Annotated in this window: 23 protein-coding genes and 1 pseudogene; 10 read left to right on the top strand and 14 right to left on the bottom strand. The window is 67.5% G+C overall.

Features of this window, described 5'->3' with window-relative positions:
- Window positions 1-7: 7 nt before the first annotated feature.
- The 3 genes from G6N68_RS09525 to msrB all read left to right on the top strand — a co-directional run bounded on the left by G6N68_RS09525 (window position 8) and on the right by msrB (window position 3,484).
- On the top strand, window positions 8-1,567 hold the full coding sequence (locus G6N68_RS09525) for an alpha/beta hydrolase (protein WP_163710935.1): 1,560 nt from the start codon (window positions 8-10) through the stop codon (window positions 1,565-1,567).
- Window positions 1,568-1,589: 22 nt separating this feature from the next.
- The gene (gene aftC, locus G6N68_RS09520) at window positions 1,590-2,921 is read left to right on the top strand and encodes an arabinofuranan 3-O-arabinosyltransferase (protein WP_163710933.1); all 1,332 of its coding nucleotides are present in this window, start codon (window positions 1,590-1,592) and stop codon (window positions 2,919-2,921) included.
- A 152-nt stretch (window positions 2,922-3,073) separates the two neighbouring features.
- Complete coding sequence (gene msrB / locus G6N68_RS09515) at window positions 3,074-3,484, top strand: peptide-methionine (R)-S-oxide reductase MsrB (protein WP_163710931.1); 411 nt, start codon at window positions 3,074-3,076, stop codon at window positions 3,482-3,484.
- Between the two features lie 248 nt (window positions 3,485-3,732).
- Here the strand turns inward: msrB and G6N68_RS09510 are convergent, their stop codons facing one another.
- From G6N68_RS09510 to hemE, 4 genes are read right to left on the bottom strand one after another with little or no spacing between them, the layout of a single operon-like run.
- Window positions 3,733-4,494, bottom strand: coding sequence for a class I SAM-dependent methyltransferase (locus tag G6N68_RS09510; RefSeq protein WP_163710929.1), 762 nt, complete (start codon window positions 4,492-4,494; stop codon window positions 3,733-3,735).
- On the bottom strand, window positions 4,491-5,186 hold the full coding sequence (gene hemQ, locus G6N68_RS09505) for a hydrogen peroxide-dependent heme synthase (RefSeq protein ID WP_163710927.1): 696 nt from the start codon (window positions 5,184-5,186) through the stop codon (window positions 4,491-4,493). The genes G6N68_RS09510 and hemQ overlap by 4 nt, the downstream gene beginning before the upstream one ends.
- A 5-nt stretch (window positions 5,187-5,191) precedes the next feature.
- Window positions 5,192-6,547, bottom strand: a complete 1,356-nt coding sequence (locus tag G6N68_RS09500) for a protoporphyrinogen oxidase (protein ID WP_163710925.1) — start codon at window positions 6,545-6,547, stop codon at window positions 5,192-5,194.
- Window positions 6,544-7,593: a uroporphyrinogen decarboxylase gene (gene hemE / locus G6N68_RS09495; RefSeq protein ID WP_163710923.1), complete on the bottom strand. Its 1,050-nt coding sequence runs from the start codon at window positions 7,591-7,593 to the stop codon at window positions 6,544-6,546. The genes G6N68_RS09500 and hemE overlap by 4 nt, the downstream gene beginning before the upstream one ends.
- Before the next feature lie 189 nt (window positions 7,594-7,782).
- Between hemE and G6N68_RS09490 the strand changes: the two are divergent.
- Both G6N68_RS09490 and G6N68_RS09485 read left to right on the top strand, forming a co-directional pair.
- A pseudogene (locus G6N68_RS09490) lies at window positions 7,783-8,417 on the top strand (DUF3000 domain-containing protein).
- A gap of 1 nt (window position 8,418) precedes the next feature.
- A complete protein-coding gene (locus G6N68_RS09485; protein WP_163710895.1) occupies window positions 8,419-9,729 on the top strand; it encodes an HRDC domain-containing protein in 1,311 nt (436 codons plus the stop codon).
- Here G6N68_RS09485 and dxs read toward each other — a convergent pair.
- The 4 genes from dxs to G6N68_RS09465 form a co-directional block, all read right to left on the bottom strand.
- Entirely contained in the window at window positions 9,710-11,638 is a 1,929-nt protein-coding gene (gene dxs / locus G6N68_RS09480) for a 1-deoxy-D-xylulose-5-phosphate synthase (protein ID WP_163710892.1), read from the bottom strand. The genes G6N68_RS09485 and dxs overlap by 20 nt on opposite strands.
- A gap of 35 nt (window positions 11,639-11,673) precedes the next feature.
- Window positions 11,674-13,137, bottom strand: coding sequence for a cation:proton antiporter domain-containing protein (locus tag G6N68_RS09475; protein ID WP_163710889.1), 1,464 nt, complete (start codon window positions 13,135-13,137; stop codon window positions 11,674-11,676).
- A gap of 139 nt (window positions 13,138-13,276) precedes the next feature.
- The gene (locus tag G6N68_RS09470; RefSeq protein ID WP_163710886.1) at window positions 13,277-14,509 is read right to left on the bottom strand and encodes a class I SAM-dependent RNA methyltransferase; all 1,233 of its coding nucleotides are present in this window, start codon (window positions 14,507-14,509) and stop codon (window positions 13,277-13,279) included.
- Complete coding sequence (locus G6N68_RS09465) at window positions 14,506-16,503, bottom strand: APC family permease (protein ID WP_163710883.1); 1,998 nt, start codon at window positions 16,501-16,503, stop codon at window positions 14,506-14,508. Before G6N68_RS09465 ends, G6N68_RS09470 begins: the two co-directional genes overlap by 4 nt.
- 131 nt (window positions 16,504-16,634) lie before the next feature.
- Here G6N68_RS09465 and G6N68_RS09460 point away from each other — a divergent pair, with 131 nt between their 5' ends.
- On the top strand, window positions 16,635-17,318 hold the full coding sequence (locus tag G6N68_RS09460; RefSeq protein WP_163710880.1) for a potassium channel family protein: 684 nt from the start codon (window positions 16,635-16,637) through the stop codon (window positions 17,316-17,318).
- Window positions 17,319-17,981, top strand: a complete 663-nt coding sequence (locus G6N68_RS09455; RefSeq protein ID WP_163710877.1) for a potassium channel family protein — start codon at window positions 17,319-17,321, stop codon at window positions 17,979-17,981.
- A gap of 25 nt (window positions 17,982-18,006) precedes the next feature.
- On the opposite strand, the gene G6N68_RS09450 is transcribed toward G6N68_RS09455, so the two are convergent.
- Together G6N68_RS09450 and G6N68_RS09445 are read right to left on the bottom strand one after the other, a co-directional pair.
- Window positions 18,007-18,705: a DUF3159 domain-containing protein gene (locus G6N68_RS09450; protein WP_163710874.1), complete on the bottom strand. Its 699-nt coding sequence runs from the start codon at window positions 18,703-18,705 to the stop codon at window positions 18,007-18,009.
- Entirely contained in the window at window positions 18,702-19,070 is a 369-nt protein-coding gene (locus G6N68_RS09445; protein ID WP_163710871.1) for an OB-fold nucleic acid binding domain-containing protein, read from the bottom strand. Before G6N68_RS09445 ends, G6N68_RS09450 begins: the two co-directional genes overlap by 4 nt.
- Window positions 19,071-19,223: 153 nt before the next feature.
- Here G6N68_RS09445 and G6N68_RS09440 point away from each other — a divergent pair, with 153 nt between their 5' ends.
- Complete coding sequence (locus G6N68_RS09440) at window positions 19,224-19,946, top strand: alpha/beta hydrolase (RefSeq protein WP_163710866.1); 723 nt, start codon at window positions 19,224-19,226, stop codon at window positions 19,944-19,946.
- A gap of 11 nt (window positions 19,947-19,957) precedes the next feature.
- On the opposite strand, the gene G6N68_RS09435 is transcribed toward G6N68_RS09440, so the two are convergent.
- Both G6N68_RS09435 and dut read right to left on the bottom strand, forming a co-directional pair.
- Entirely contained in the window at window positions 19,958-20,719 is a 762-nt protein-coding gene (locus G6N68_RS09435) for a DUF3710 domain-containing protein (RefSeq protein ID WP_163710864.1), read from the bottom strand.
- A gap of 63 nt (window positions 20,720-20,782) precedes the next feature.
- Window positions 20,783-21,247: a dUTP diphosphatase gene (gene dut / locus G6N68_RS09430; RefSeq protein ID WP_163710861.1), complete on the bottom strand. Its 465-nt coding sequence runs from the start codon at window positions 21,245-21,247 to the stop codon at window positions 20,783-20,785.
- Between the two features lie 25 nt (window positions 21,248-21,272).
- Here dut and G6N68_RS09425 point away from each other — a divergent pair, with 25 nt between their 5' ends.
- The gene (locus tag G6N68_RS09425; protein ID WP_163710857.1) at window positions 21,273-21,746 is read left to right on the top strand and encodes a DUF3093 domain-containing protein; all 474 of its coding nucleotides are present in this window, start codon (window positions 21,273-21,275) and stop codon (window positions 21,744-21,746) included.
- A gap of 4 nt (window positions 21,747-21,750) precedes the next feature.
- Here G6N68_RS09425 and G6N68_RS09420 read toward each other — a convergent pair whose 3' ends face one another.
- The gene (locus tag G6N68_RS09420) at window positions 21,751-22,053 is read right to left on the bottom strand and encodes a DUF4193 domain-containing protein (protein ID WP_003919098.1); all 303 of its coding nucleotides are present in this window, start codon (window positions 22,051-22,053) and stop codon (window positions 21,751-21,753) included.
- Window positions 22,054-22,242: 189 nt separating this feature from the next.
- Here G6N68_RS09420 and cei point away from each other — a divergent pair, with 189 nt between their 5' ends.
- Window positions 22,243-22,896 (top strand): envelope integrity protein Cei, encoded by a 654-nt coding sequence (gene cei, locus G6N68_RS09415; protein WP_163710853.1) that lies wholly within the window; start codon window positions 22,243-22,245, stop codon window positions 22,894-22,896.
- 3 nt (window positions 22,897-22,899) lie between these two features.
- Here cei and G6N68_RS09410 read toward each other — a convergent pair whose 3' ends face one another.
- Window positions 22,900-23,784, bottom strand: coding sequence for an inositol monophosphatase family protein (locus G6N68_RS09410; RefSeq protein ID WP_163710850.1), 885 nt, complete (start codon window positions 23,782-23,784; stop codon window positions 22,900-22,902).
- Between the last annotated feature and the right edge of the window lie 60 nt (window positions 23,785-23,844).

Raw genomic sequence — 23,844 nt, 5'->3', positions numbered from 1 at the left:
GGTCGGCATGAGTCGGCAGTTCAGGTCCGCCACGATCCTGGTCGCGGTCTGCGCGGTGGTCGCCGGCTGCGTGCCCGTCTTCGGCGCCGACCCGCGTTTCGCCACCGATTCGGGCGCCAAACCGCAAGGCGTGCCCACCACATCAAAGCCACCGAGCGGCCCGCCACCGATCGCGGCACCCAAGAACGACTTGTCGTGGCGGGACTGCACGTCCCAGGTCAACTCGGACGCTGGTGTGACGGGCGCGGCGGGGGTCAAGCTGGAATGCGCGACCTTCGACTCCGACCTCGACCCGCTCAACGGCGGCTCCGGGTCGTTGAGCATCGGCGTGGTCCGCGCCCGCTCCGGTCAGACCCCGAAAGATGCGGGACCACTCGTCTTCACCACCGGTTCGGACATCCCGTCATCGACCCAGCTGCCGGTCTGGCTGTCCCACGCCGGGTCCGACGTGCTCAAGTCCCACCCGATCGTGGCCATCGACCGGCGCGGTCTGGGAATGTCGAGTCCGATCGACTGCCGCGATCGCTACGACCGCGAGGACATGCGCGATCAGGCCCAGTACCGATCCGGTGACGACCCGGTGGCCAATCTGTCCGAGATCTCCAATACCGCCACCACCAACTGCACCGACGCCATCGCGCCGGGCGACTCCGCGTACGACAACTCGCACGCCGCCTCCGACATCGAACGACTGCGCAACATCTGGGATGTGCCCGCACTGGCCCTGGTCGGTGTCGGCAACGGCGCCCAGGTGGCGATGGCGTATGCCGGGTCGCGCCCCGACAAGGTCGCCAGGCTGATCCTGGACTCCCCCGTCGCACTCGGGGTCAACGCCGAGGCCGCCGCCGAACAGCAGGTCAAGGGCCAGCAGGCGGCCCTCGATGCGTTTGCCGCGCAATGCGTTGCGGTCAACTGCGCGCTCGGTGCGGACCCGAAAGCCGCCGTCAGCGCGTTGCTGACGGCAGCTCGAGCCGACCAGGGTCCCGGCAGTCCGTCGGTGGCGGCCATCGTTGCGGCGATCACCACCGCGTTGGGTTTCCCCACGGGCGACCGGGTGAGCAACACCACGAACCTGGCCAACGCGCTGGCCGCGGCGCGCTCGGGTGACATGAACGGGCTGAACAACCTGATCAACCGCGCCGAGGCCACCCAGGACACCGACGGCCAGTTCGTCGGTACCTGCAGCGACGCGGTCAACCGCCCGACCCCCGACCGGGTTCGCGAGCTGGTGGTCGCCTGGGCCAAGCTCTATCCGCAGTTCGGCACGGTCGCCGCGCTGAACCTGGTCAAGTGCATCCACTGGCCCAGTAGCACGCCCGCGCAAGCACCGAAGCAGCTCAAGGTCGACGTGCTGCTGTTGGGCGTGCAGAACGACCCGATCGTCGGAAACGATGGGGTCGCCCAGACGGCGGCCACCATCATCAACGCGAACACGGCGAGCAAGCGGGTGATGTGGCAGGGCATCGGCCACGGCGCCAGCATCTACTCGTCCTGCGCGGTGCCGCCGCTGGCCGACTACTTGGACAGCGGGAAGCTGCCCGGCACCGACACTTACTGTCCCGCCTGACCGTTCGCGACGACTCGCGTCGGTGTACGGTGCGCTGGTGACGGCAGCTGACTCGACCAGAACCGGCATTCGCGAATCCCTGCAGGCCGCATTTCGTCCCGGCCCCAAAAGCACCGCCACTGTCCTGCGGTCGGTGCTGTGGCCGATAGCCATCTTGTCGGTGTTGCACCGCAGCACCGTGCTCACGATCAACGGCAACATCACCGACGACTTCAAGCCGGTGTACCGGGCGGTGCTGAACTTCCGGCACGGCTGGGACATCTACAACGAGCACTTCGACTACGTCGACCCGCACTACCTGTATCCCCCGGGCGGCACACTGCTCATGGCGCCGTTCGGCTACCTGCCGTTCGCCGTGTCGCGCTACCTGTTCATCTCCCTCAACACCCTGGCCATCCTCGTCGCCGCCTACCTGCTGCTGCGGATGTTCAACTTCACGCTGTCCTCGGTTGCCGCGCCGGCCCTGATCCTGGCCATGTTCTGCACGGAGACGGTGACCAACACCCTGGTTTTCACCAACATCAACGGCTGCATCCTGCTGTTGGAGGTGCTGTTCCTGCGCTGGCTGCTGGACGGGCGAACCAGTCGCCAGTGGTGGGCTGGTGCGGCGATCGGGCTGACTTTGGTGCTCAAACCGCTGCTCGGGCCGCTGCTCCTGCTGCCGCTGCTGAACCGCCAGTGGCGCGCATGGGTGACCGCACTCGTCATCCCGGTGGTGATGAACCTGATTGCGCTGCCGGTGGTACCCAACGCGACCGATTTCTTCACCCGGACGCTGCCCTACATCATGGGCACCCGGGATTACTTCAACAGCTCGATCCAGGGCAACGGCGTGTATTTCGGCTTGCCGACGTGGATGATCATCGGGCTGCGCGTGCTGTTCACCGCGATCGCCATCGGGGCGCTGTGGCTGCTGTACCGCTACTACCGCACCCGTGACCCGCTGTTCTGGCTCACCACCTCGTCGGGCGTGCTGCTGCTGTGGTCGTGGCTGGTGTTGTCCCTGGCTCAGGGCTACTACTCGATGATGTTGTTCCCGTTCCTCATGACGGTGGTGCTGCCCAACTCGGTGATCCGCAATTGGCCGGCATGGCTGGCGATCTACGGTTTCATGACGCTGGACCGCTGGCTCATCTTCCGCTGGATGAGGTGGGGACGGGCGATGGAATACCTGAAGATCACCTACGGTTGGTCCCTGCTGTTGATCGTGATCTTCATCGTGCTCTACTTCCGCTACCTGGACGCCAAGGCAGAGAACCGACTGGATGACGGCATCGATCCGGCCTGGCTGACGGAGAAGCGTGCTGAGCGGGAGAAGCGTGCTGAGAACGAGAAAGCTAGCGTGGAAACATGACCGCGCCAACGACGATGCAGAGCGAAGCGATGGGGAGGAGTGGCGCAGATGACCGCGCCAACGACGATACAGAGCGAAGCGATGGGGAGGAGTGGCGCAGATGACCGCGCCAACGACGATACAGAGCGAAGCGATGGGGAGGAGTGGCGCAGATGACTAAGCCGAAGCTAGAACTCACCGACGACGAGTGGCGCAAACGGCTCACTCCCGAGGAATTCCAGGTGCTACGCCGCGCGGGCACCGAGCGTCCGTTCACCGGTGAGTACACCGACACCAAGACCCAGGGCATCTACCAGTGTCGCGCCTGCGGGGCCGAATTGTTCCGCAGCACAGAGAAATTCGAGTCACACTGCGGCTGGCCGTCGTTCTACGACCCGTCGAGCAGCGACGCGGTGATCCTGCGCCCCGACCACTCGATGGGGATGACACGCATTGAGGTGCTGTGCGCGAACTGTCACAGCCACTTGGGGCACGTGTTCGAGGGTGAGGGTTACCCGACGCCGACGGACCAGCGCTACTGCATCAACTCGATCTCGCTGCGATTGGTACCCGAAGGCTCGTAACCGGTTAGCCCGAGCGGCTCAGCCACAATTGCCACTCTGGCCACAAGTGCCACAGCAGCCTCCGTTCCGGGCGGCAATGATCTCTGCCCCAGCTTGTAGCGACAAATGTCAACGCAGACAAGGCGTTTGGCGCATCAACGGTTGTCGCTCAAAGCCGGGCAGCAAGCCACATTCCCGGGCCAGCGACCAGAGTGACGGATGTGACTAGACGTGACGAGACCGGCGACGAGCTGACCCTGGCAGCCCCCTCAATCCACCCGCGTCGCATGCACTTCCCAGAACGGCGCGTGTACCCGACCATCGACGAGCCACGGCTCCATCGCCCGGAACCGCTGCAACACGTCCTGGACCTGATCGGCCACCTCCGGGTTCCGTTCGGCCATTAGCTCGATCGCCTCGGCGCTCATGTTCACCTGATAGGTGGTAGTCCCGATATAGGTGATCTCCCACCCACCGTGGGGAAGCACGTCGCGAAACGCGCTCTCGGGCAACGTCCGAAGCATTTTGAAGCCGTTGACGTCGTGCTCACCGAACTCGAACATATAGAGCCGAGCGCCCGGCTTGGTGGCCCGATGCAACGCCTGCACGTACGACCTCTGCAACTCCGGAGCGGTGCTGAAGGTGTGATAGAACGCGCAATCGACGACCGTGTCGAACCGGCCGTCCAGCCCGTCCAACTTGGTCGCGTCGGCCACCTGGAAATCGACCGAGACGCCGGCTTTCCGCGCATTCTCCCGGGCGCGCTCGATGGCCGTGGCCGACCCGTCGATGCCGACGGCCGAGTAGCCCTTCGAGGCGAAGTAGATCGCGTGGTGTCCGGGTCCGGTGCCGGGGTCGAGCACTTCACCCTTGATCGCACCCACCGCCACCAGTTGCTGCACCACCGGCTGCGGCCCGCCGATGTCCCACGGCGTAGCGGCAGGTAGGCCGTGGGCTACCCGCTCGTCCCGGTACCGCTCCTCGAACCGGGTCGGGTCGGTCGGATCGTTGGGATCGGCCGAGTGCGTCACGGCAGCCCGTTGACCAGCTGCTCGACCGGAACCCGCGGCCCGGTGAAGAACGGCGTCTCCTCGCGGGTGTGCCGCCGGGCATCGGTGGCCCGCAGCTCCCGCATCAGGTCGACGATCCGGTGCAATTCCGGGGCCTCGAAGGCCAGCAACCACTCGTAGTCGCCCAGCGCGAAGGCCGGCACCGTGTTGGCCCGCACGTCCTTGTACTCCCGCGCGGCCATGCCGTGCTCGGCAAGCATGCGGCGACGTTCCTCATCGGGCAGCAGATACCACTCGTACGACCGCACAAACGGATACACGCAGATGTAGGCGCCGGGCTCCTCACCGGCCAGAAACGCTGGGATGTGGCTCTTGTTGAACTCCGCCGGGCGATGCAGCGCCACGCTGCTCCATACCGGCGTGCAAGCCCGCCCCAGGGTCGTGGTCCGCCGGAAGTCGGAGTAGGTGGCCTGCAGGTCCTCGACACGCTCGGCGTGGGTCCAGATCATGAAATCCGCGTCCGCGCGTAGGCCCGCCACGTCGTACAGGCCGCGCACCACCACGCCGCGTTCTTCCTGCTGCTTGAGAAAGGTGGCGGTGTCGTCGATCACGGCATCCCGCTGGTCACCCAGCTCACCGGGCCGCACCGAAAAAACAGAGAACATCAGGTAGCGGATCGTCGCGTTCAGAGCGTCGAAGTCAAGCTTGGCCATGAAACCTATCGTGCCACTAGCGCTCCGAGCGCCTCGACCGCGCGCCCCGCCGCACCGACACACGCCGGCACGCCGATGCCGTCAAGGTAGCTGCCGGCCACGGCGAGACCCGGCGGCAGCCCGGCCCGCAGCTCCGCGACCAGCTCGGCGTGACCGGGTCCATACTGCGGCATCGCATCGATCCAACGCTGCACCCGCGCGTCGACGATGTCGACCGAAAACCCGAACATCGCGGCCAGGTCGGCACGCGCCCAGGTCAGCAACTCGTCGTCGGAAGCACGGCGGGCCAGGTCGTCGCCGAATCGCCCGAACGACAGTCGCAGCAGCTGCACATCGCCGCCCGCGCCATCACCCATACCCCACTTGCGCGACGACAGCGTGGCCGCCTTGGCATGCAGCGGTTCACCCGATGCCACCAGCACGCCCGAGCACTGCGGGAACGGTGTCTCGGCGGGTACCGCGAGCGCGACCACCGCCGAGGACGCACTGACCACGCGCCCAGCCGCCGCCGCGGCGCCCGGTGCCACCTCGCCGACCAGACGCGCCATCCGGGCCGCCGGGAGGGCAAGAACCACCGCGTCGGCTTGCCAGCGGGCCCCAGTGTCGTCGCGCAACTCCCAGCCGGGCTGCAAATCCGAGACCACGGCCCGAACCCATTGGATCCGGCTGCGCCGCACGAGTTCATCCACCAGCACCTGATAGCCGCCGGCCACCGCACCGAATATCGGCGAGTTGTTGGCCGGTGGCGTGCCTTGCCGAACCGCCTCGGTCAAGTTCGCGGCGCCGCGGTCCAAGGCGGCCGCCACACTCGGTACGGCCGCGCGCAGACCGATCGTCGCCGCCGAACCCGCGTACACACCGCTGAGCAAGGGGTCCACCGACCTCGACACCACCTGCTCGCCGAAGCGGTCGGCCACCAACTCGGCCACCGTGGGGTCGCTGCCCGGTTGCCAACTGAACGGGCGGGCGGGCTCGGAAGAGATCCGTGCCAAGGTCTCCTCGTCCACGAGTCCGGCAACGGAGTCCGCCGACGCCGGTATGCCCATCACCGTGCCCGTCGGCAACGGATGCGTCTTGCCTGCGCTGTAGATCAGCGGCCGGGCGCCGGTGGGGGTCCGCTGCAGGTCCGACAGGCCCAGTTCGGCCAGCAGCGCCCGCATCTCGGGTCGGCGCAGCACGAACGCCTCGGCGCCGACGTCCATCGGCAGCCCGCCGACCCGCTCGGTGCGCAATATCCCACCGAGTCGATCCGCCGGGTCGAACAGCGTGATGCGCGCGTCGTCACCGGCCGCGAGCCGCAACCGGTACGCCGCCGTCAAACCCGAAATGCCGCCCCCGACAACGCAAAACGAGGCCTTCATAGCGAGTGGACCAGCGCCACCAGATCGGTCAGCACGCCGGGGTCGGTCTCTGGCAGCACCCCATGGCCGAGGTTGAACACGTGCCCCGTCGCGCCGGCGTCAACAGCGCGACGCCCGTCGTCGACAACCGCACGAGCCGCTTTCTCCGCTACGTCCCAGCCGGCCAGCACCACCACCGGATCGAGGTTGCCCTGCAGCGCCGTGCCGGGAGCGACCCTGGTCGCCGCGTCGCTCAACGAGGTGCGCCAATCGACGCCGACCACGCTGGCACCGGCTTCTGACATGGCCCCCAGCAATTCGGCGGTGCCGACACCGAAGTGCGTCATGGGCACCCCGTACTCGGCCAGGGTGCCGAAGATCCGCGCACTGTGCGGCAGCACGTACTGCCGGTAGTCGGCCAGCGACAGCGTCCCCGCCCACGAGTCGAAGAGCTGAATCGCGTCCACGCCGGCCTCGAGCTGGCCGCGCAAAAACGCGATGGTGAGGTCTGTCAGCTTGGTCATCAGCGCATGCCAGTCCCCCGGCGCGGCCAGCATCATCGCCTTCGTGCGGGCGTGATGGCGGCTCGGCCCGCCCTCCACCAGGTAGGAGGCCAGCGTGAACGGCGCACCGGCGAAGCCGATCAGCGGGACCTCGCCCAGCTCGGCCACCAACAGCGAGACCGCCGACAGGATGGGCGCAATCGCTTCGGCGTCGAGGGGTTTCATCGCGTCGATGTCGGCCGTGGTGCGCACCGGGTGCGCGATCACCGGCCCGACGTCGGCGACGATGTCCAGGTCGATCCCGGCGGCACGCAGCGGCACCACGATGTCGGAGAACAGGATTGCCGCGTCGACGCCGTAGCGGCGGATCGGCTGCAACGTGATCTCGCAGGCCACTTCCGGCTGGAAACAGGCGTCCAGCATGGTGTGTTGCTCACGCAGAGCTCGGTATTCGGGCAACGATCGGCCAGCCTGACGCATGAACCACACCGGCACGCGGCTGGGTTTGCGGCCAGCAACCGCGGCCAGATAGGGAGACTGGTCAAGCTCGCGACGGGTATTCATCGGTCTCAATGCTGCCACGTGCGCAAATCTGCCCCTGCGTAACGTCGACGGCCACACGGAGCCGGCCTTGAATTCGTCGGGAAATCCGAGCTTCGCATCCCCAGAACCGGGCCCGCAGGTTAGGCAGCCCCGAGGCATGACCGGCGCGCCTGTGCCCGCGTGTCGGCGGATAGGGCTACCGTCGAAATCGTGACCCGCGCCGAGGAGGATTCAGCGCGCAGCGGTGAAGAAGGAGCCGCCTCGTGACCTCAGCCGAACCGACGCCTTTCCGTGAGGCGGTAGCGGCGATGAACGCCGTTACCGTGCGCCCGGAAATCGAGCTCGGCCCCATTCGACCACCTCAGCGGCTGGCTCCATTCAGCTACGCGCTGGGCGCCGAGATCAAACATCCGGACCAGGACGCGGTCCCGGAGTTGTCCGACGGCGACGCGTTCGGACGACTCATTCTGTTGTACGACCCGGACGGGTCGGACGCATGGGACGGCACCATCCGCCTGGTCGCCTACGTGCAGGCCGACCTGGACTCGCACGAAGCCGTCGACCCGCTGCTGCCCGAAGTCGCGTGGAGTTGGCTGGTAGAGGCGCTGGACGCACGCACCAAGCACATGACCGCCCTGGGCGGTACCGTCACCGCAACCACGTCGGTGCGCTACGGCGACATCTCCGGGCCGCCGCGCGCCCACCAACTCGAGCTTCGGGCCTCATGGACGGCGACCGAACCCGATGTCAGCAGCCACGTCCAAGCGTTCTGCGACGTCCTGGAGCACGCGGCGGGTCTGCCTCCCGCTGGGGTCATCGACTTGGGCTCCCGGTCACGCGCCTGATATGTGCCCTGAGGCAGATTCGCAGGGCAGCGCGGAGCCGGAGCACGCCCCCCTGCTGCATCCGGCGGAAGGACTGCCGGAATTGTCGGTGTCCGCGCGCCAGATCGAGGCGGCGGCCGAGCAGCTGGACCGCGGCACCGGGCCGTTCGCTGTCGACGCCGAGCGGGCGTCAGGTTTCCGCTACTCGAACCGCGCCTACCTGATCCAGGTCCGGCGCGCCGGCGCCGGGACCGTGCTGATCGACCCGGTCAGCCACGGTGGCGACCCGCTGACCGTGCTGCGACCGGTGGCCGAGGTGCTCGGCACGGACGAATGGATCCTGCATTCGGCAGATCAGGATCTGCCCTGCCTGGCCGAGGTGGGCATGCGACCGGCCGCGCTGTACGACACCGAGCTCGCCGGGCGGCTGGCCGGCTTCGACCGGGTGAACCTGGCGACGATGGTCCAGCGCCTGCTGGGCCAGGGCCTGGTCAAGGGCCACGGCGCGGCGGACTGGTCCAAGCGTCCCCTGCCGCGCGACTGGCTCAACTACGCCGCGCTCGACGTCGAACTGCTCATCGAGCTGCGCTCGGCGATCTCTGCGGTGCTCGCCGAGCAGGGCAAATCCGATTGGGCGGCGCAGGAATTCGAGTACCTGCGGGAATATGAGACCCGCACGGCGTCTGCTGCGTCGCGGCGGGAGCGCTGGCGACGCACCTCGGGTATCCACCGGGTGCGTGACCGGCGGGGTCTGGCTGCGGTCCGCGAGTTGTGGACGGTGCGCGACACGATCGCCCAGCGCCGCGACATCGCGCCGCGACGCATCCTGCCGGACTCGGCCATCATCGACGCCGCCATCCAGGACCCCAAGACGGTGGACGACCTCGTCGCGTTGCCAGTGTTCGGCGGGCGCAACCAGCGCCGCAACGCCGCGATGTGGCTGGCCGCCCTGGAAGCGGCCAGGGACAACCAGGACCCGCCCGACGTGTCCGAGGCGCCCAACGGGCCACCGCCACCGGCGCGATGGAGCCGACGCAAGCCGGAGGCCGCGGCACGCCTGGAAGCGGCTCGGGCGGCACTGTCCGAGGTGTCGCAGCGGGTGAAGGTGCCGACGGAAAACTTGCTGTCGCCTGAGTTGGTGCGACGGCTGTGTTGGGACTGGGAGAACCCGTCCGATCCGGTCAACGCCGTCGACGAATACCTGCGCACCGGTCAGGCGCGGGCATGGCAGCGCGAACTCGTGGTGACGGCGCTGGCCCGGGCCCTAGCGCACGCGCAATCCCTGCTTTCCGCTCAGCAGCAGACCGACGAACCTAGTCCAGACGCTCGCTGATCTCCGACTCGGTCGGGGCGGCGGCACCCAGCGCGGCGACCCACCCGGTGATGCGGCGGGCCACGTCCTGGTCCGTCAGACCGAGGTCGGCCAGCACCTCACCGCGCGACGCGTGCTCGTAGAACTCCTGCGGTAGACCCACGTCACGGCAGGGCACGTCGATATCCGCACGCCGCAGCGCCGCCGACACCGCCGAACCCACCCCGCCGTTCACCCCGTTATCCTCCAGGGTCACCACCAGCTTGTGCTGCACCGCAAGCTCGCGCACGCCGTCGGACACCGGCAGCACCCAGCGGGGGTCGATCACCGTCACGCCGATCCCCTGGTTGTGCAGCCGCTTGGCCACCGCCAGCGCCATCGGCGCAAAGGCACCGACCGACACCAGCAGCACGTCGTGGTTCAGACCCGCTGCCGGGACCGCCAAGATGTCGACTGCCGACACCCCGGTGCCGCGTCGCTCCAGAGACGGGATGTCTTCGCCGACGTCCCCTTTGGGGAAACGCAATGCCGTCGGGCCGTCGTTGACGTCCAGCGCCTCGCCGAGCTCCTCGCGAAGCCGCGTGCCGTCGCGGGGCGCGGCCACCCGGATACCGGGCACGATGCCCAGGATCGACAAATCCCACATGCCGTTGTGGCTGGGTCCGTCCGAACCGGTGATACCGGCGCGGTCGAGCACCATGGTGACGGGCAGCTTGTGCAGCGCGACGTCCATCATGATCTGGTCGAACGCCCGGTTCAGGAACGTCGAATAGATCGCGACCACCGGGTGCATCCCGCCCATGGCCAGGCCGGCCGCCGACGTCATCGCGTGTTGTTCGGCGATGCCCACATCGAACAACCGGTCCGGGAATGCCTCCCCGAACGCGCTCAAGCCGGTGGGGCCTGGCATGGCCGCGGTAATGGCCACGATGTCGCGGCGCTTGTGGCCGTAGGCGATGAGCGCCTCGGCAAAGGTGCTGGTCCAGCCCGGGCCGGCCACCTTGGTGGCGATGCCGGTGACGGGATTGATGGGAACCGTGGAATGCATCTGCTCGGCCTCGTCGGCCTCGGCGGGCGGGTAGCCCATCCCCTTGCGCGTCACGACGTGCACGATCACCGGGGCCCCGAAGCCGCGGGCACTGCGCAGTGCGACCTCCACCGCGCGTTCGTCGTGGCCGTCGACCGGACCGACGTACTTGAGCCCGAGGTCGGTGAACAGCAGCTGCGGTGACAGGGAATCCTTGATGCCCGCCTTCACGCTGTGCATGAAGCGGTAGGTGGCCTTGCCGACCAGCGGCACCGACCGCATGACGTTGCGGCCGCGCTCCAACAACTGTTCGTAGGCCGGCTGCAGACGCAGCGTGGCCAGGTGGTCGGCGACACCGCCGATGGTCGGCGCGTAGCTGCGCCCGTTGTCGTTCACGACGATGATCACCGGCCGGTGCGACCCGGCGATGTTGTTCAGCGCCTCCCAACACATGCCGCCGGTGAGCGCGCCGTCGCCCACCACAGCCACCACGTGCCGATTGCGGTGCCCGGTCAACTCGAACGCCTTGGCCAGCCCGTCGGCATACGACAGCGCAGCGCTGGCGTGGCTCGACTCCACCCAGTCGTGCTCGCTCTCGGCGCGCGACGGGTAGCCCGACAGCCCACCCTTCTTGCGCAGGCCCTCGAAGTCCTGGGCGCGCCCGGTCAGCATCTTGTGGACATAGGCCTGGTGGCCGGTGTCGAAGATGATCGGGTCGTGCGGCGAATCGAATACCCGGTGCAGCGCCAGCGTCAGCTCGACCACACCGAGGTTCGGTCCCAGGTGCCCACCGGTGGCGGCCACCTTGTGGATGAGGAACTCCCGAATCTCCTGTGCGAGGTCACGAAGCTGAGCTTGGGAAAGGTGCTGCAGATCAGCAGGCCCGCGGATCTGTTCCAGCATCAGGCCAGTCTACGCAGCGCGCGAGAGTACGACCGCTACCCAGCGCCGAACAGTTCGGCGAGGGTGTCGTGAAGTTCGGGGTCGGCCAGGACGACGACCTCGTCCCCGGCTTGAAGTTCGGTGTTGCCCCGCACCGGCACCAGGCCGGTGGTCCGCACCACGATGCTCACCCAGATATCGCCAACACGGTCACCCAACTCCTCGACGGAGCACCCTTCGACGGCAGACCCGGACGCCACGCTGAAGCGATGGATCCCGTGGGGTTCGTCCGCGAGCCGGACACCGACCGCCCACGGTTGGGTTTCTATGGTGCGCATCGGCAGGTGCAGCAGTTTGGCGACGCCGGGCACCGCGGTGGCCTGGACCAACACGCTGTATATGACGACGACGACCACGATGCCGTAGAGGCGTTCGGCGTCGGGGACATGGGCGGCTCTAAGAAACTCGCCCAGCAGGATTGGCACCGCACCTTTGAGGCCGGCGAAGAGGATGAAGACGCGTTCGTTGCGCCGCAGGTCCACCCCGACCAGGCTGGCCCCGACCGCCGCGGGCCGAATCAGCGCGGTCAGGGCGACGCCGAGCGCCACACCGGGAATCCAGACGTCGGGATGGGCGAGCACGCGCAGGTCGACGGTGAGACCCAGGACGGCGAAGGCCACGATCTCGGCCAGACCGGCCAGCGCCCCGTGGAAGCGTTTGATCTCCGGATGGAATGGCGCCCGGGCGTCGCCGATCACGATGCCGGCCGCGAAAACCGCCAGAAACCCCGAACCGTGGGCCAGCGTGGCGATGCCATAGAGCATCAGGCAGCAGGCCAGCGTGCGCAGCGGGTAGAGGCCTTCGCTGGGCAGGGCCACTCGGCGCATGAATACCAGCAGGGCGCGGCCGCCGATCACCCCGACAATCACCCCGACCAGCATCTGCAACGCGAACTGGGTGCCCACGCTGACGAAGCCGGCGGCGGTGAAGCCACCGGCGGCGATCAGGCTGGTCATCAGCGAGATGCCGACCGGATCGTTGGCGCCGGACTCGCCTTCCAGAATTGTGCCGCTGCGTCCGGCGATCTCACGTTTGCCCAGGACGGAGAAGACGACGGCCGGATCGGTGGGAGCCACCGCCGTAGCCACCAGCACCGCTGGGTACCAGTCGAGACCACATGCGTAGTGCAGCATCAGCGTCGCGCCGCCGGCCGTCAAGAAGGTGCCGATGACGCCGACCGACAGGATGGGTGCGGCAGCCTCACGAAAGCGCTTCTGCCCGATGTGCATTCCGCCCTCGAACAACACCAACACCAGCGCGACGGTCAGCACCCGTTCCACCGTCCGCTCGGCCGGTGGCTGTATCTCGGGCACCAAGTTCACCGCCACCGCCGCTCCGACCAGCACGAGCAGGGCGACCGGCACCTTGACCCGCTCGGTGAGGCGGTTCGCCAACACCGCGACCAGACCGAGGGCGCTGCAGAACAAGATGATCAGCGCGTACCGCAGGGTCTCGTTCACGACGACAGCCTCAAGCCTCTCCTTGCCCTCACCGAACTCCCTGCCCTCGCCGAACTCACAGCCCTCGCCGAACGTGTCGAAAAATCACCGGTTTCCGACATTACTGGTCCATAGGCCACACGTTCGGCGCGGAGGTGGATCATCGAATCAGCAGCGCAACGCATTCCACGTGATGGGTCAGCGGGAACGCGTCGAACACCTTGATTTTCTCGACGGCATAGCCATGTTCGCGATACAGGCCGATATCACGCGCGAAAGACGCTGCCTCACAACCGATATGCACCAGCCGCGGCACCCCCGCGCCGGCGAGTAGGTCGATCACCTCTCGCCCGGCTCCCGATCGAGGCGGGTCGAGCACCGCCACTTGAGCTCGAGAAGCCCTCGAGGCCCTTGAAGCCCCCGGACCACGGTCGGACCGGGCCGCAAGCACCCGTCGCACCGAGTCGGTGACGACCTCTACCTGCGGGAGGTCCACCAGCGCTACCCGGGCGGCCCCGGACGCCGCGCGTGCGGAGTCGACCGTCAGCACCTTGCCCCGCTCCCCCACCGCCGCGCCCAGGACGGCGGCGAAGATCCCGACGCCGCCGTAGAGATCCCAGGCGGTCATGCCCGCCGCCGGTTGCGCCCAGTCGGCGACAAGGTCGCTGTAGACACGAACGGCGTCCCGGTGCGACTGCCAGAAGGCGCTCACCGGCACCCGCCAACTACGTCCGCCCACCCGGTGCTGCGCGTGCGACTCTCCCTCGACCACCTTGTGGACGGTCCGCTTACCCTGCTTGACCGTGCGCACCACGTGGCGTCGCCCGTCGTCGTCCAGGGCCACGTGCAGGTGCGCGCCCGGCGGCCAGTCGGCGCCGCCGAGCCCGTCGAGCATGCCGGCCGGTAGTTGGCCGCAGCGCAGATCCGTCACCAACTCGTCGCTGTGGTACCGGTGAAAGCCCGGGCGACGATCCGCGCCCACCGCGAGCCGGACCCGCGTCCGCCACCCCGTCGCGCCCACCTCCGAGAGCGGCTCCACCTCCCCGGACCAGTCGTGACCGCCCAGCCGCTGCAACTGATTCGCCACCACCTGCGCCTTGAGCGCGCGCGCAGCGCTCGGCTCGACGAACGCCAGATCGCAACACCCGGCGCCGTCCACCCCGGCGATCGGGCACAACGACTCGACCCGGTCCGGCGACGCGTCGAGTATCTCGACGGCCTCGGCGTGCCAATACGAACCGCGGTCAGCGGTTACCCGGACCCGGACCCGTTCCCCGGGCAATGCGTAGCGGACGAACACCACCCGGCCCTCGTGGCGCGCCACGCAGCTGCCACCGTTCGCCGGGGCGTCGGTGACGAGCGTCAGTTCCCGGCCGTCAAACGCGGAGGTCAATCGAAGATGCCTCGCCGTGTGTCGCCGGGCGCCGCGTGCGGCTGCAAGGTCTTGAGCCGCTCCGACGAAGTCAGTTGCCACGGAACAGAAGTCACCATCACCCCGGGCATGAACAGGAGTCGGCCCTTGAGTCGCAACGCGCTCTGGTTGTGCAGCAACTGTTCCCACCAATGGCCGACGACGTACTCGGGGATGAACACCGTCACCACCGTGCGCGGCGACTCCTTGCCGATCCGCTTGACGTACTCGAGCACGGGTCGGGTGATTTCGCGGTACGGGGAGGCGATGACCTTCAGCGGCACGCTGATGTCGCTTTGCTCCCATTGGTGCTGCAGCTCGCGGGCTTCCCGGTCGTCGACACTGACCGTGATCGCCTCGAGCACGTCAGGCCTGGTCGCACGCGCGTACGCCAAGGCGCGCAGCGTCGGCAGATGCAACTTCGAGACCAGCACCAGCGCGTGATTGCGGCTGGGCAGCACCATCTCGGTGCCGTGCTCGGCGGCTTGCTCGGCCAATTCCCGGCTGACTCCGTCGTAGTGGCGCCGGATCAGCTTCATCACCCCGAACAGCAGCGCCATGGTGACGAGGGCAATCCAGGCCCCGGCGACGAACTTGGTGACCATGACCACCAGCAGCACCGTCCCGGTGGAGAGGAAGCCGATCGTGTTGACCACCCGGGAACGGATCATCTTGCGCCGCGCCGGCGGATCCGTCTCGGTGCGCAGCAACCTGGTCCAATGCCGCACCATTCCGATCTGACTCAGGGTGAACGATATGAACACCCCGACGATGTAGAGCTGGATCAGCGCGGAGAGTTCGGCGCGGAAAGCGATGATCGCCAGCAACGCCGCCACCGACAGAAACCCGATTCCGTTGGAGAAGGCCAACCGGTCACCGCGGGTGTGCAGCTGTCGCGGCAGATAGCTGTGCTGAGCCAGCACCGAACCCAAGACCGGGAAACCGTTGAACGCGGTGTTGGCCGCGAACACCAAAATCAGCGCCGTTACCGCGGTGATCAGGACGAATCCGAGGTGGAAGCTGCCGAAGACCTCGTGCGCCAGCTGCGTGATCAGCGTTTTCTGGTAGTAATTGGCGGGCGCACCGGAGAGTTGCGTCGCTGGGTCGTCGACCACCTGAACGCCGATCTTCTTGGCCAGCAAAGTGATACCCATCAACAGGGTCACCGCGATGACGCCCAGCATCAGCAGAGTCGTTGCCGCGTTGCGCGATTTGGGCTTCTCGAACGCGGGCACGCCGTTGCTGATCGCCTCGACCCCGGTCAGCGCCGCGCATCCCGACGAGAACGCGCGAGCCATCAGGAACACCAGCGCGAAGCCGACGATCTTCCCGTGTTCGGAATGCATGTCGTAGTCCGCGGATTCGGCACGCAGATGATCTCCCAGCACGAAGATGCGGATAAATCCCCAGCCGACCATGACGACGACACCGATGATGAAGGCGTAGGTCGGTATGGCGAAGGCGACTCCCGACTCGCGCACCCCGCGCAGGTTCAGCGCGGTCACCACCAGGATCGCGGCCACGCAGAACCACACCTTGTTGTGGGCCACCAGCGGGACCGCCGAGCCGATGTTGGACATGGCCGACGCGGTTGAAACAGCAACGGTGAGAACGTAATCGACCATCAGCGCGCTGGCCACGACCAGACCGGCGGTGTCACCGAGGTTGGTGGTCACCACTTCGTAGTCGCCGCCTCCGGAGGGGTAGGCGTGCACGTTCTGCCGGTAGCTGGCCACCACCAACAACATCACCGCGGCCACCGCCAAACCGATCCACGGCGCCATGGAGTAGGCAGCCAGGCCGCCCACCGACAAGACGAGGAAGACTTCCTCCGGCGCGTAGGCCACCGAGGACAGCGCGTCGGAGGCGAACACCGGCAGCGCGATCCGCTTGGGCAGCAGAGTGTGACTCAGCCGGTCGCTGCGAAACGGCCGTCCAATCAGCAGCCTGCGCGCTGCCGTGGATAATTTGGACACGAGAGCCAAGACTAAGCCCACGTGGGGTTGGCGGTAGCGTTCCCTACGCGAGAATTTTCTTGGCCGAAATCGGCTGGCCAATGTCGGTCGCTGGTTGACTAACCCGCAGGACACCGCCGAGAGGACGTCGAGTGCGAGTAGTTGTGATGGGCTGCGGCCGCGTCGGGTCTTCGGTCGCCGACGGGCTGTCCCGGATCGGCCACGATGTCGCGGTCATCGACCGCGACAGTTCCGCCTTCAACCGACTCAGCCCCGAATTCGCCGGCGAGCGGGTGCAGGGCCTCGGCTTCGACCGCGATGTGCTGCTGCGCGCCGGTATCGAGGAGGCCGATGCGTTCGCAGCGGTGTCCTCGGGTGACAACTCCAACATCATCTCGGCGCGGTTGGCCCGGGAAACCTTCGGTGTACAGCGCGTGGTCGCCCGCATCTACGACGCCAAGCGCGCCGAGGTCTACGAACGTCTCGGCATTCCCACCATCGCCACCGTGCCGTGGACCACCGATCGCCTGCTCAACGCGCTGACGCAGGAGACCGAGACCGCCAAGTGGCGAGATCCCACCGGCACCGTGGCCGTGGCGCAGGTCGTCTTGCACGAGGACTGGGTGGGCCACCGGGCCACGGATCTGGAGCAGGCCACCGGTGCTCGCGTCGCGTTCCTGATCCGGTTCGGCACCGGCATCCTGCCCGAGCCGAAGACCATCCTGCAGGCCGGTGATCAGGTGTACGTCGCCGCCATTTCCGGCCGGGCGGCCGAGGCGGTGGCCATCGCGGCGTTGCCGCCAAGCGGGGACTTCGACGCGCCGGGCAGGCGTTAAGTGAAAGTCGCTGTCGCCGGGGCCGGCGCAGTCGGCCGCTCTGTCGCCCGGGAGCTCGTCGAGAACGGGCACGAGATCACGCTCATCGAGCGCAATCCCGAACACATCGACGCCGACGCCATCCCCGGCGCGCACTGGCGCCTCGGCGATGCCTGTGAGCTGAGCCTGCTCGAGTCGATCCACCTCGAGGACTTCGACGTGGTCGTTGCCGCGACCGGTGACGACAAGGCCAACGTGGTGCTCAGCCTGCTGGCCAAGACCGAATTCGCCGTCCCCAGAGTGGTGGCTCGTGTCAACGACCCCCGTAACGAATGGCTGTTCACCGATGCGTGGGGCGTGGACGTGGCGGTGTCGACGCCGCGCATGCTGGCGTCCTTGATCGAGGAGGCCGTTGCCGTCGGCGACCTGGTGCGGTTGATGGAGTTCCGCCGGGGTCAGGCCAACCTGGTCGAGATCACCCTGCCCGACGACACACCCTGGGGTGGGAAGCCGGTGCGCAAGCTGCAACTGCCCCGCGATGTCTCGCTGGTGACGATCCTGCGCGGACCACGCGTCATCGTGCCGCAGGGCGATGAGCCCCTGGAAGGGGGCGACGAGTTGCTTTTCGTTGCAGTCGCCGAGGCCGAGGAATCGCTGCGCGAGTTGCTGCTGCCCAGCAGCTGACCCGTCAGCTGATCTGCGTTAGGCGCTACGACGCGCTTTCTTCGCGCGCGGCGGCGGTTTCGCTCGTCTCGGCTTGCGCGTCAACATCGGCGTGAACCTGGGCCTCTGCCTCGCCCGCCAGCGTTCGCCGGACGGCTCTGATGGCCCCGTACGTAATGAAGGCCGCTATCGCGGTCAGCGGCCAGCCCATGGCGATGCGCGCGAATCCCAGCCACCCGGTCGCTCCGAGTTCGTAGAGGTGGCCCTGGACCGCGAAACGGGCAACGAACACCAGCGTCCAGGACAGCGTCGCAATGTCGAACGCATAGACGGCCCGGGAGACTTCGCGCCAGCTGTTGTCACGCCCGCTCGCCCAGCTCCACAAGTAGCCCACCACCGGCCGGCGGATCAGAATCGACACCGCGAACACGACGGCCCACACCAGTGACGTCCAGATGCCCAACAGGAAATAACCCTTGGACTGTCCGACCAGGTAGGCGATCAGCGCGCAGATGGCCACCCCGAAGAAGCCAGAAACCGCCGGCTGCACCGAGTCACGACGAAACAGGCGCCAGAACAGGACCAGGGCCGCTACGCCCAGTGCGGCGACGATTGCGGGCAACAAGCCGGCCAGGCTAGAAGCTGCGACAAAGACCACCACCGGAAGCGTCGAGTAAACGAGCCCGCTGACGCCGCCGGCCTGTGCCAGCAGGCGCTCGGCACTCGTTCGTGTATCGGCGGTCAACGCTGAATTTCGTAGTGCGGGTTGTAGATGGCCTTGGTTCCGTTTTCCAACTTTCCCATCCGGCCGCGCACCCGCAACGTGCGGCCCGAGTCGATACCAGGGATGCGGCGCTGGCCCAGCCAAACGAGGGTGACGGTGTCACTGCCGTCGAAAAGTTCGGCGCGCACGCCACCCGTGCAACCCTTGCCGTTGGTCTCGACGCTCCGCAGCGTGCCCACCATCGTGACTTCTTGACCGCGCTGGCAGTCGATGGCGCGCTGCGCGCCGTTAGTGAGGACTTCGTCGGAGAGCTCTTCGACGTCACGTTGTTCCGGGTCTTCCGTCAACCGACGGGTGAGCCGGCGCAGATAGCCTTCGGCCCCCATGGCCACTCCTGACAAATCGACGTCCTTACGGAGCACGCTGCTAAGCGAACTTTTATTACGACAACGGTCACCGTAGACCTGAAGGTTCCCGTGCGCCATATAGATGAAACTGTGATTTTGGACCACTTTTGACCAGCCAGGCACTATCTAGGGGTGGCTGTCGATTTGCGCGGTGTCACGACCGTGTTGTTGCCCGGAACCGGATCCGACCACGACTACGTTCGCCGCGCGTTTGCCCGTCCCTTGGAGGCGGTCGGCGCGGTATTGATCACTCCCGCTCCACAGCCGGATCGGCTGGTGACGGGCTACCTGGAGGCCTTGGACGGCGCCTACGCGAACAGGTCCGACGGCCCAATCTGCGTGGGCGGTGTGTCCATCGGGGCCGCGGTGGCTACCGCATGGGCGCTTGCCCATCCCGAGCGAGTGGTCGCAGTGCTGGCCGCACTGCCGGCCTGGAACGCCGAACCCGAATCCGCTCCGGCCGCCTTGGCGGCCCGGTACACGGCATCGCAGCTGCGGCGCGACGGCCTGGCGGCGACTACAGCGCAGATGCGGGCCTCGAGCCCGGCCTGGTTGGCCGAGGAACTCGCCCGGTCGTGGCGCGGTCAATGGCCGCAATTGCCCGACGCAATGGAGGAAGCGGCCGCCTACGTTGCACCGAGCCACGCCGAACTGGGCGGGCTTACCGTGCCGTTGGGAGTGGCCGCGGCCGTCGATGATCCGATTCACCCGCTGCAGGTTGGTGTCGAATGGGCGGCCGCCGCCCCACGCGCAGCGCTGCGGACGGTGACGCTGGACGAATTCGGCGCCGACGCCGCCGCGCTGGGTGCGGCTTGCCTCGCCGCTCTCATCGAAGCGGCGGAAGACGGACAGTGATTCGCGGCTAGCTAGCCGCCGGTGGTGGTGCTGCGCAACTGCTGCATGGCCGAACCTTCGACTCCGCGGCGGGCATCCGCCTCGCTTTCCTGCTGCTGCGCCGCGGCTTGCTGGGCCGCGACCTCGCGCAGCTGCTGGACCATGGGTTCGGGCAACTGCACCGGCAACGGCGTCCGCACCGGAAGGGGCGTGTTGCCGCGGCGAACGACCGTGTCGGCCAACGCCTCCCGGGCCTCGTCGGTCAGCGCGTCAATGGTTTCGGCCGGGCCGTTGACCACGCAGCGGATCATCCAGCGGTAGCCGTCGACGCCGATGAAACGCACCACGCTGGACGCGGTCCCGACCACCTCGCGTCCCCACGGGCCGTCCTTGATCGACACCTTTGCCGAGTCCTTGCGCAGCGACTCGGCCAGCTCGCTGGCCACCTCACGCCACAGCCCGCTGGTCTTCGGCGCTGCATAGGCGGCAATCGTGTAACGGCCGTTAGGCGTGACGACCCATACCGCGCTGGGCACCCCGGTCTCGGTGAGCTCCACCTGCATCTGGCCCGCGGCCGGCATCGGGATCAGCACCGAACCGAGGTCAAGGCGAGCAATCTCGGCGACAGACGGGTCGTCGAAATCCTCGATGTCGAAGGGGCCGACCAGCTCTTCGGCCTCTTCGACGGCTTCGGCGAGCTCTTCCACCGGAGTCTCGGCGACCTCTGGCGCCTTGGCTTCGTCAGGAGCGGATTCGGGGTTGTCCTTGCCTTTACGTCTACCGAATGCAGCCATCAACGCCGCTCCTCTTCATCGCTTCGTCCTCCGCCAGCGGGCGGTACCCCGACCGCGTCGTCATCACAAACTCGCATGTCCGCCGGAGGACCCGTGGCCGCCGTCGCCACGGGAGGTCTGGGCCAGCCCAGCCTCGTCGAAGGACGAGGCCTCAACCAACTCGACCAGCTCGACCCGCTGCACCAGCAACTGGGCGATGCGGTCGCCGCGATGCACCACGATCGGGGTCACCGGGTCCAGGTTTATCAGCGCGACCTTGATCTCGCCACGATAACCCGCGTCGATGGTGCCCGGGCTGTTGACGATCGAAAGCCCTACACGCGAAGCCAATCCGGAGCGTGGATGCACCAAGCCCACCATGCCGAAGGGGATGGCCACCGCGACGCCGGTGCCCACCAGGGCACGGTGTCCCGGTGCCAGCTCGACGTCTTCGGCGCTGAACAGGTCGACCCCGGCGTCGCCCTCGTGGGCGCGGCTGGGCATCGGGAGCCCGGGGTCGAGACGGACAACGGTGAGAGTGGTCGACACGGGGGCACAGATTACCCTTGACCGGATGTCCGATACCCGCGTCGCTCCGCACAACGTGCGATATCGCGAACGGCTGTGGGTGCCCTGGTGGTGGTGGCCCCCGGCTTTCGCGCTGGCGGGGCTCATTGCCTTCGAAGTCAACCTGGGTGTGCGCGCGCTACCCGACTGGCTGCCGTACGCGATCCTGCTACCGGTCGCGGCGGGCGTCCTGCTGTGGCTCGGCCGCATCGAAATCCGTGTCACCGCGGGTGACGAAGTCGAACTTTGGGCCGGTGAGGCGCATCTGCCGGTCACGGTCATCACCCGCTCCGCCGAAATCCCGCGCAGCGCCAAGTCGGCGGCACTAGGCCGCCAATTAGATCCGGCCGCATTCGTCGTGCACCGCGCATGGGTGGGCCCCATGGTTTTGGTAGTACTCGACGACCCGGACGATCCCACGCCGTACTGGTTGGTGAGTTGCCGCCACCCAGAGCGGGTGCTGTCGGCATTACGCAGCTGACCGATCAGGCTGCGCAGTCGGTACAGATCATCACGCCATTCTTCTCGCTGGCCAGCCGACTGCGGTGCTGCACCAGGAAGCAGCTCGAGCAGGTGAACTCGTCGGCCTGCTTAGGAATGACGCGCACCGACAGCTCCTCACCGGACAGGTCGGCACCAGGAAGCTCGAAAGACTCCGCAGACTCGGATTCGTCCACGTCGACGACCGCCGACGCGGCCTCGTTACGTCGCGCCTTGAGCTCCTCCAGCGAGTCTTCCGAGACGTCGTCGGTTTCGGTACGCCGCGGAGCGTCGTAGTCGGTAGGCATCTTCATCTCCCCGTCTCATCCCCTAAAGCCTTTAGTCCAAGCAACGCTTTGTACCAGTGCCGAACGCATCCACCAAATGATTCGTGCCCGCATCTTGCGCTATTAGAGTGTGATTTGCGTCACACATTACGACTGTCGGCGGCAAACGGCGCGGAACGACGCGGTTCAGGGTGCGATTAGAGTGCTTGTGTGGTCGCACAAATCACAGAAGGCACCGCCTTCGACAAGCATGGCCGACCCTTTCGGCGGCGCAACCCGCGTCCGGCGATCGTGGTCCTGATCCTCTTGTTTGCGGCGACGGCGGCGGTCTGGACAGCCGCGCTGACACGGAAGTCCGATGTTCGCGAGGCCGCGACGTGCAACCCACCGCCACTTCCGGCCGAAGCTACCGCGCCCCCCAGCCTCGGCGAGCTAGTCACCCGCACCGAGATGACCGACGTCGCTCCGGCAAAGCTCACCGACACCAGGATCCGCGTCCTCAACGCCAGCGGACGCGGCGGGCAGGCCGCCGATGTCGCCGGTGCGCTCCAGGATCTGGGCTTCGCCCAACCGACCGCCGCCAACGACCCTGTCTATGCGGGCACCCGGCTCACCTGCCAAGGCCAGATTCGGTTCGGCACCGCCGGACAAGCGGCCGCGGCCGCCGTCTGGCTGGTGGCGCCTTGTACTGAGCTGTTTCATGACGGCCGAGCGGATGACTCCGTCGATCTGGTCCTCGGCACCGAATTCACCGCGCTGGCCCACAGCGACAACATCGACTCCGCCCTGGCGGCGCTGCGTCCCGGCGCCACCGAGCCCTCGGATCCCGCACTGCTGGCCAAGATCCACGCCAGCAGTTGCTGACGGTCACTCCTCGATAGGGTCCAGGCCGCCGAACCGCGCCAGCACCGCCAGCAGCTCTTCGGCGATCCCGGGCGCGGCAGCCACGGTGATCCCCGCGCCCCGCACGTCCGGCGCGGGCGACACCACTCGTGCCCCCGCTTCGGCGGCGATGAGGCATCCCGCCGCGCGGTCCCACGGCTGCAGGCCGTGCTCGTAGAACGCATCCAGCCGGCCCGCGGCCACCATGCACAGGTCCAAGGCCGCCGAACCGATCCGGCGCACGTCCCGTACCAGCGGCAGCATGCGGGCCACCAGGGCCGCCTGGGCGGTCCGGCGCCGCGCTGAGTAGCCAAAGCCCGTGCCCAGCAGCGTCATCGACAATTTGTCGACGCTTGTGCAGCGCAGCGGGCGGGTCCCCCGGTCATCGGTGACGTGTGCACCGAGGCCGGTGGCCGCCGAGTACAGCCGCTTGCCGACGACGTCGGCAACCGCACCCGCCACCGATACACCGTCCACCTGCGCCGCGACCGACACCGCGTACGCCGGGATCCCGTAGACGAAGTTCACCGTGCCGTCGATGGGGTCCACCACCCAGGTGATCTCGCCAGCCCGGGCGGCCGTATCCGGACCGCCGCCCTCCTCGCCGAGAATCGGGTCGCCGGGCCGCAATTGGGCCAGCCGATCGCGCAACAGGCGCTCTGTGTCGGTATCGACCACGGTCACCGGATCGGTAGGGGTGGTCTTGGACTGGACCACTTCGTCGTCGGGTGGGGTTGCGGGGCCCTGGCCCGTGCCCGGGACGGCACCGAACACCTCGGCCCGCCGCTGTCGGACGAACGCCGCCGCCTCCGCGGCCAACGTTTCGGCCACCGCGCGCAGTCGCGCCGGCTCGTCGTCGGGTCGCGTCACTCGTCTATCGCATCACATCGACCGCGCTTCGCGCTGGGCTCGCCCGCCTGACGCACCCCC

The organism is Mycobacterium bourgelatii (assembly GCF_010723575.1).
GTDB classification, from domain to species: domain Bacteria; phylum Actinomycetota; class Actinomycetes; order Mycobacteriales; family Mycobacteriaceae; genus Mycobacterium; species Mycobacterium bourgelatii.
This window is presented reverse-complemented; position numbering and strand designations above follow the sequence as displayed.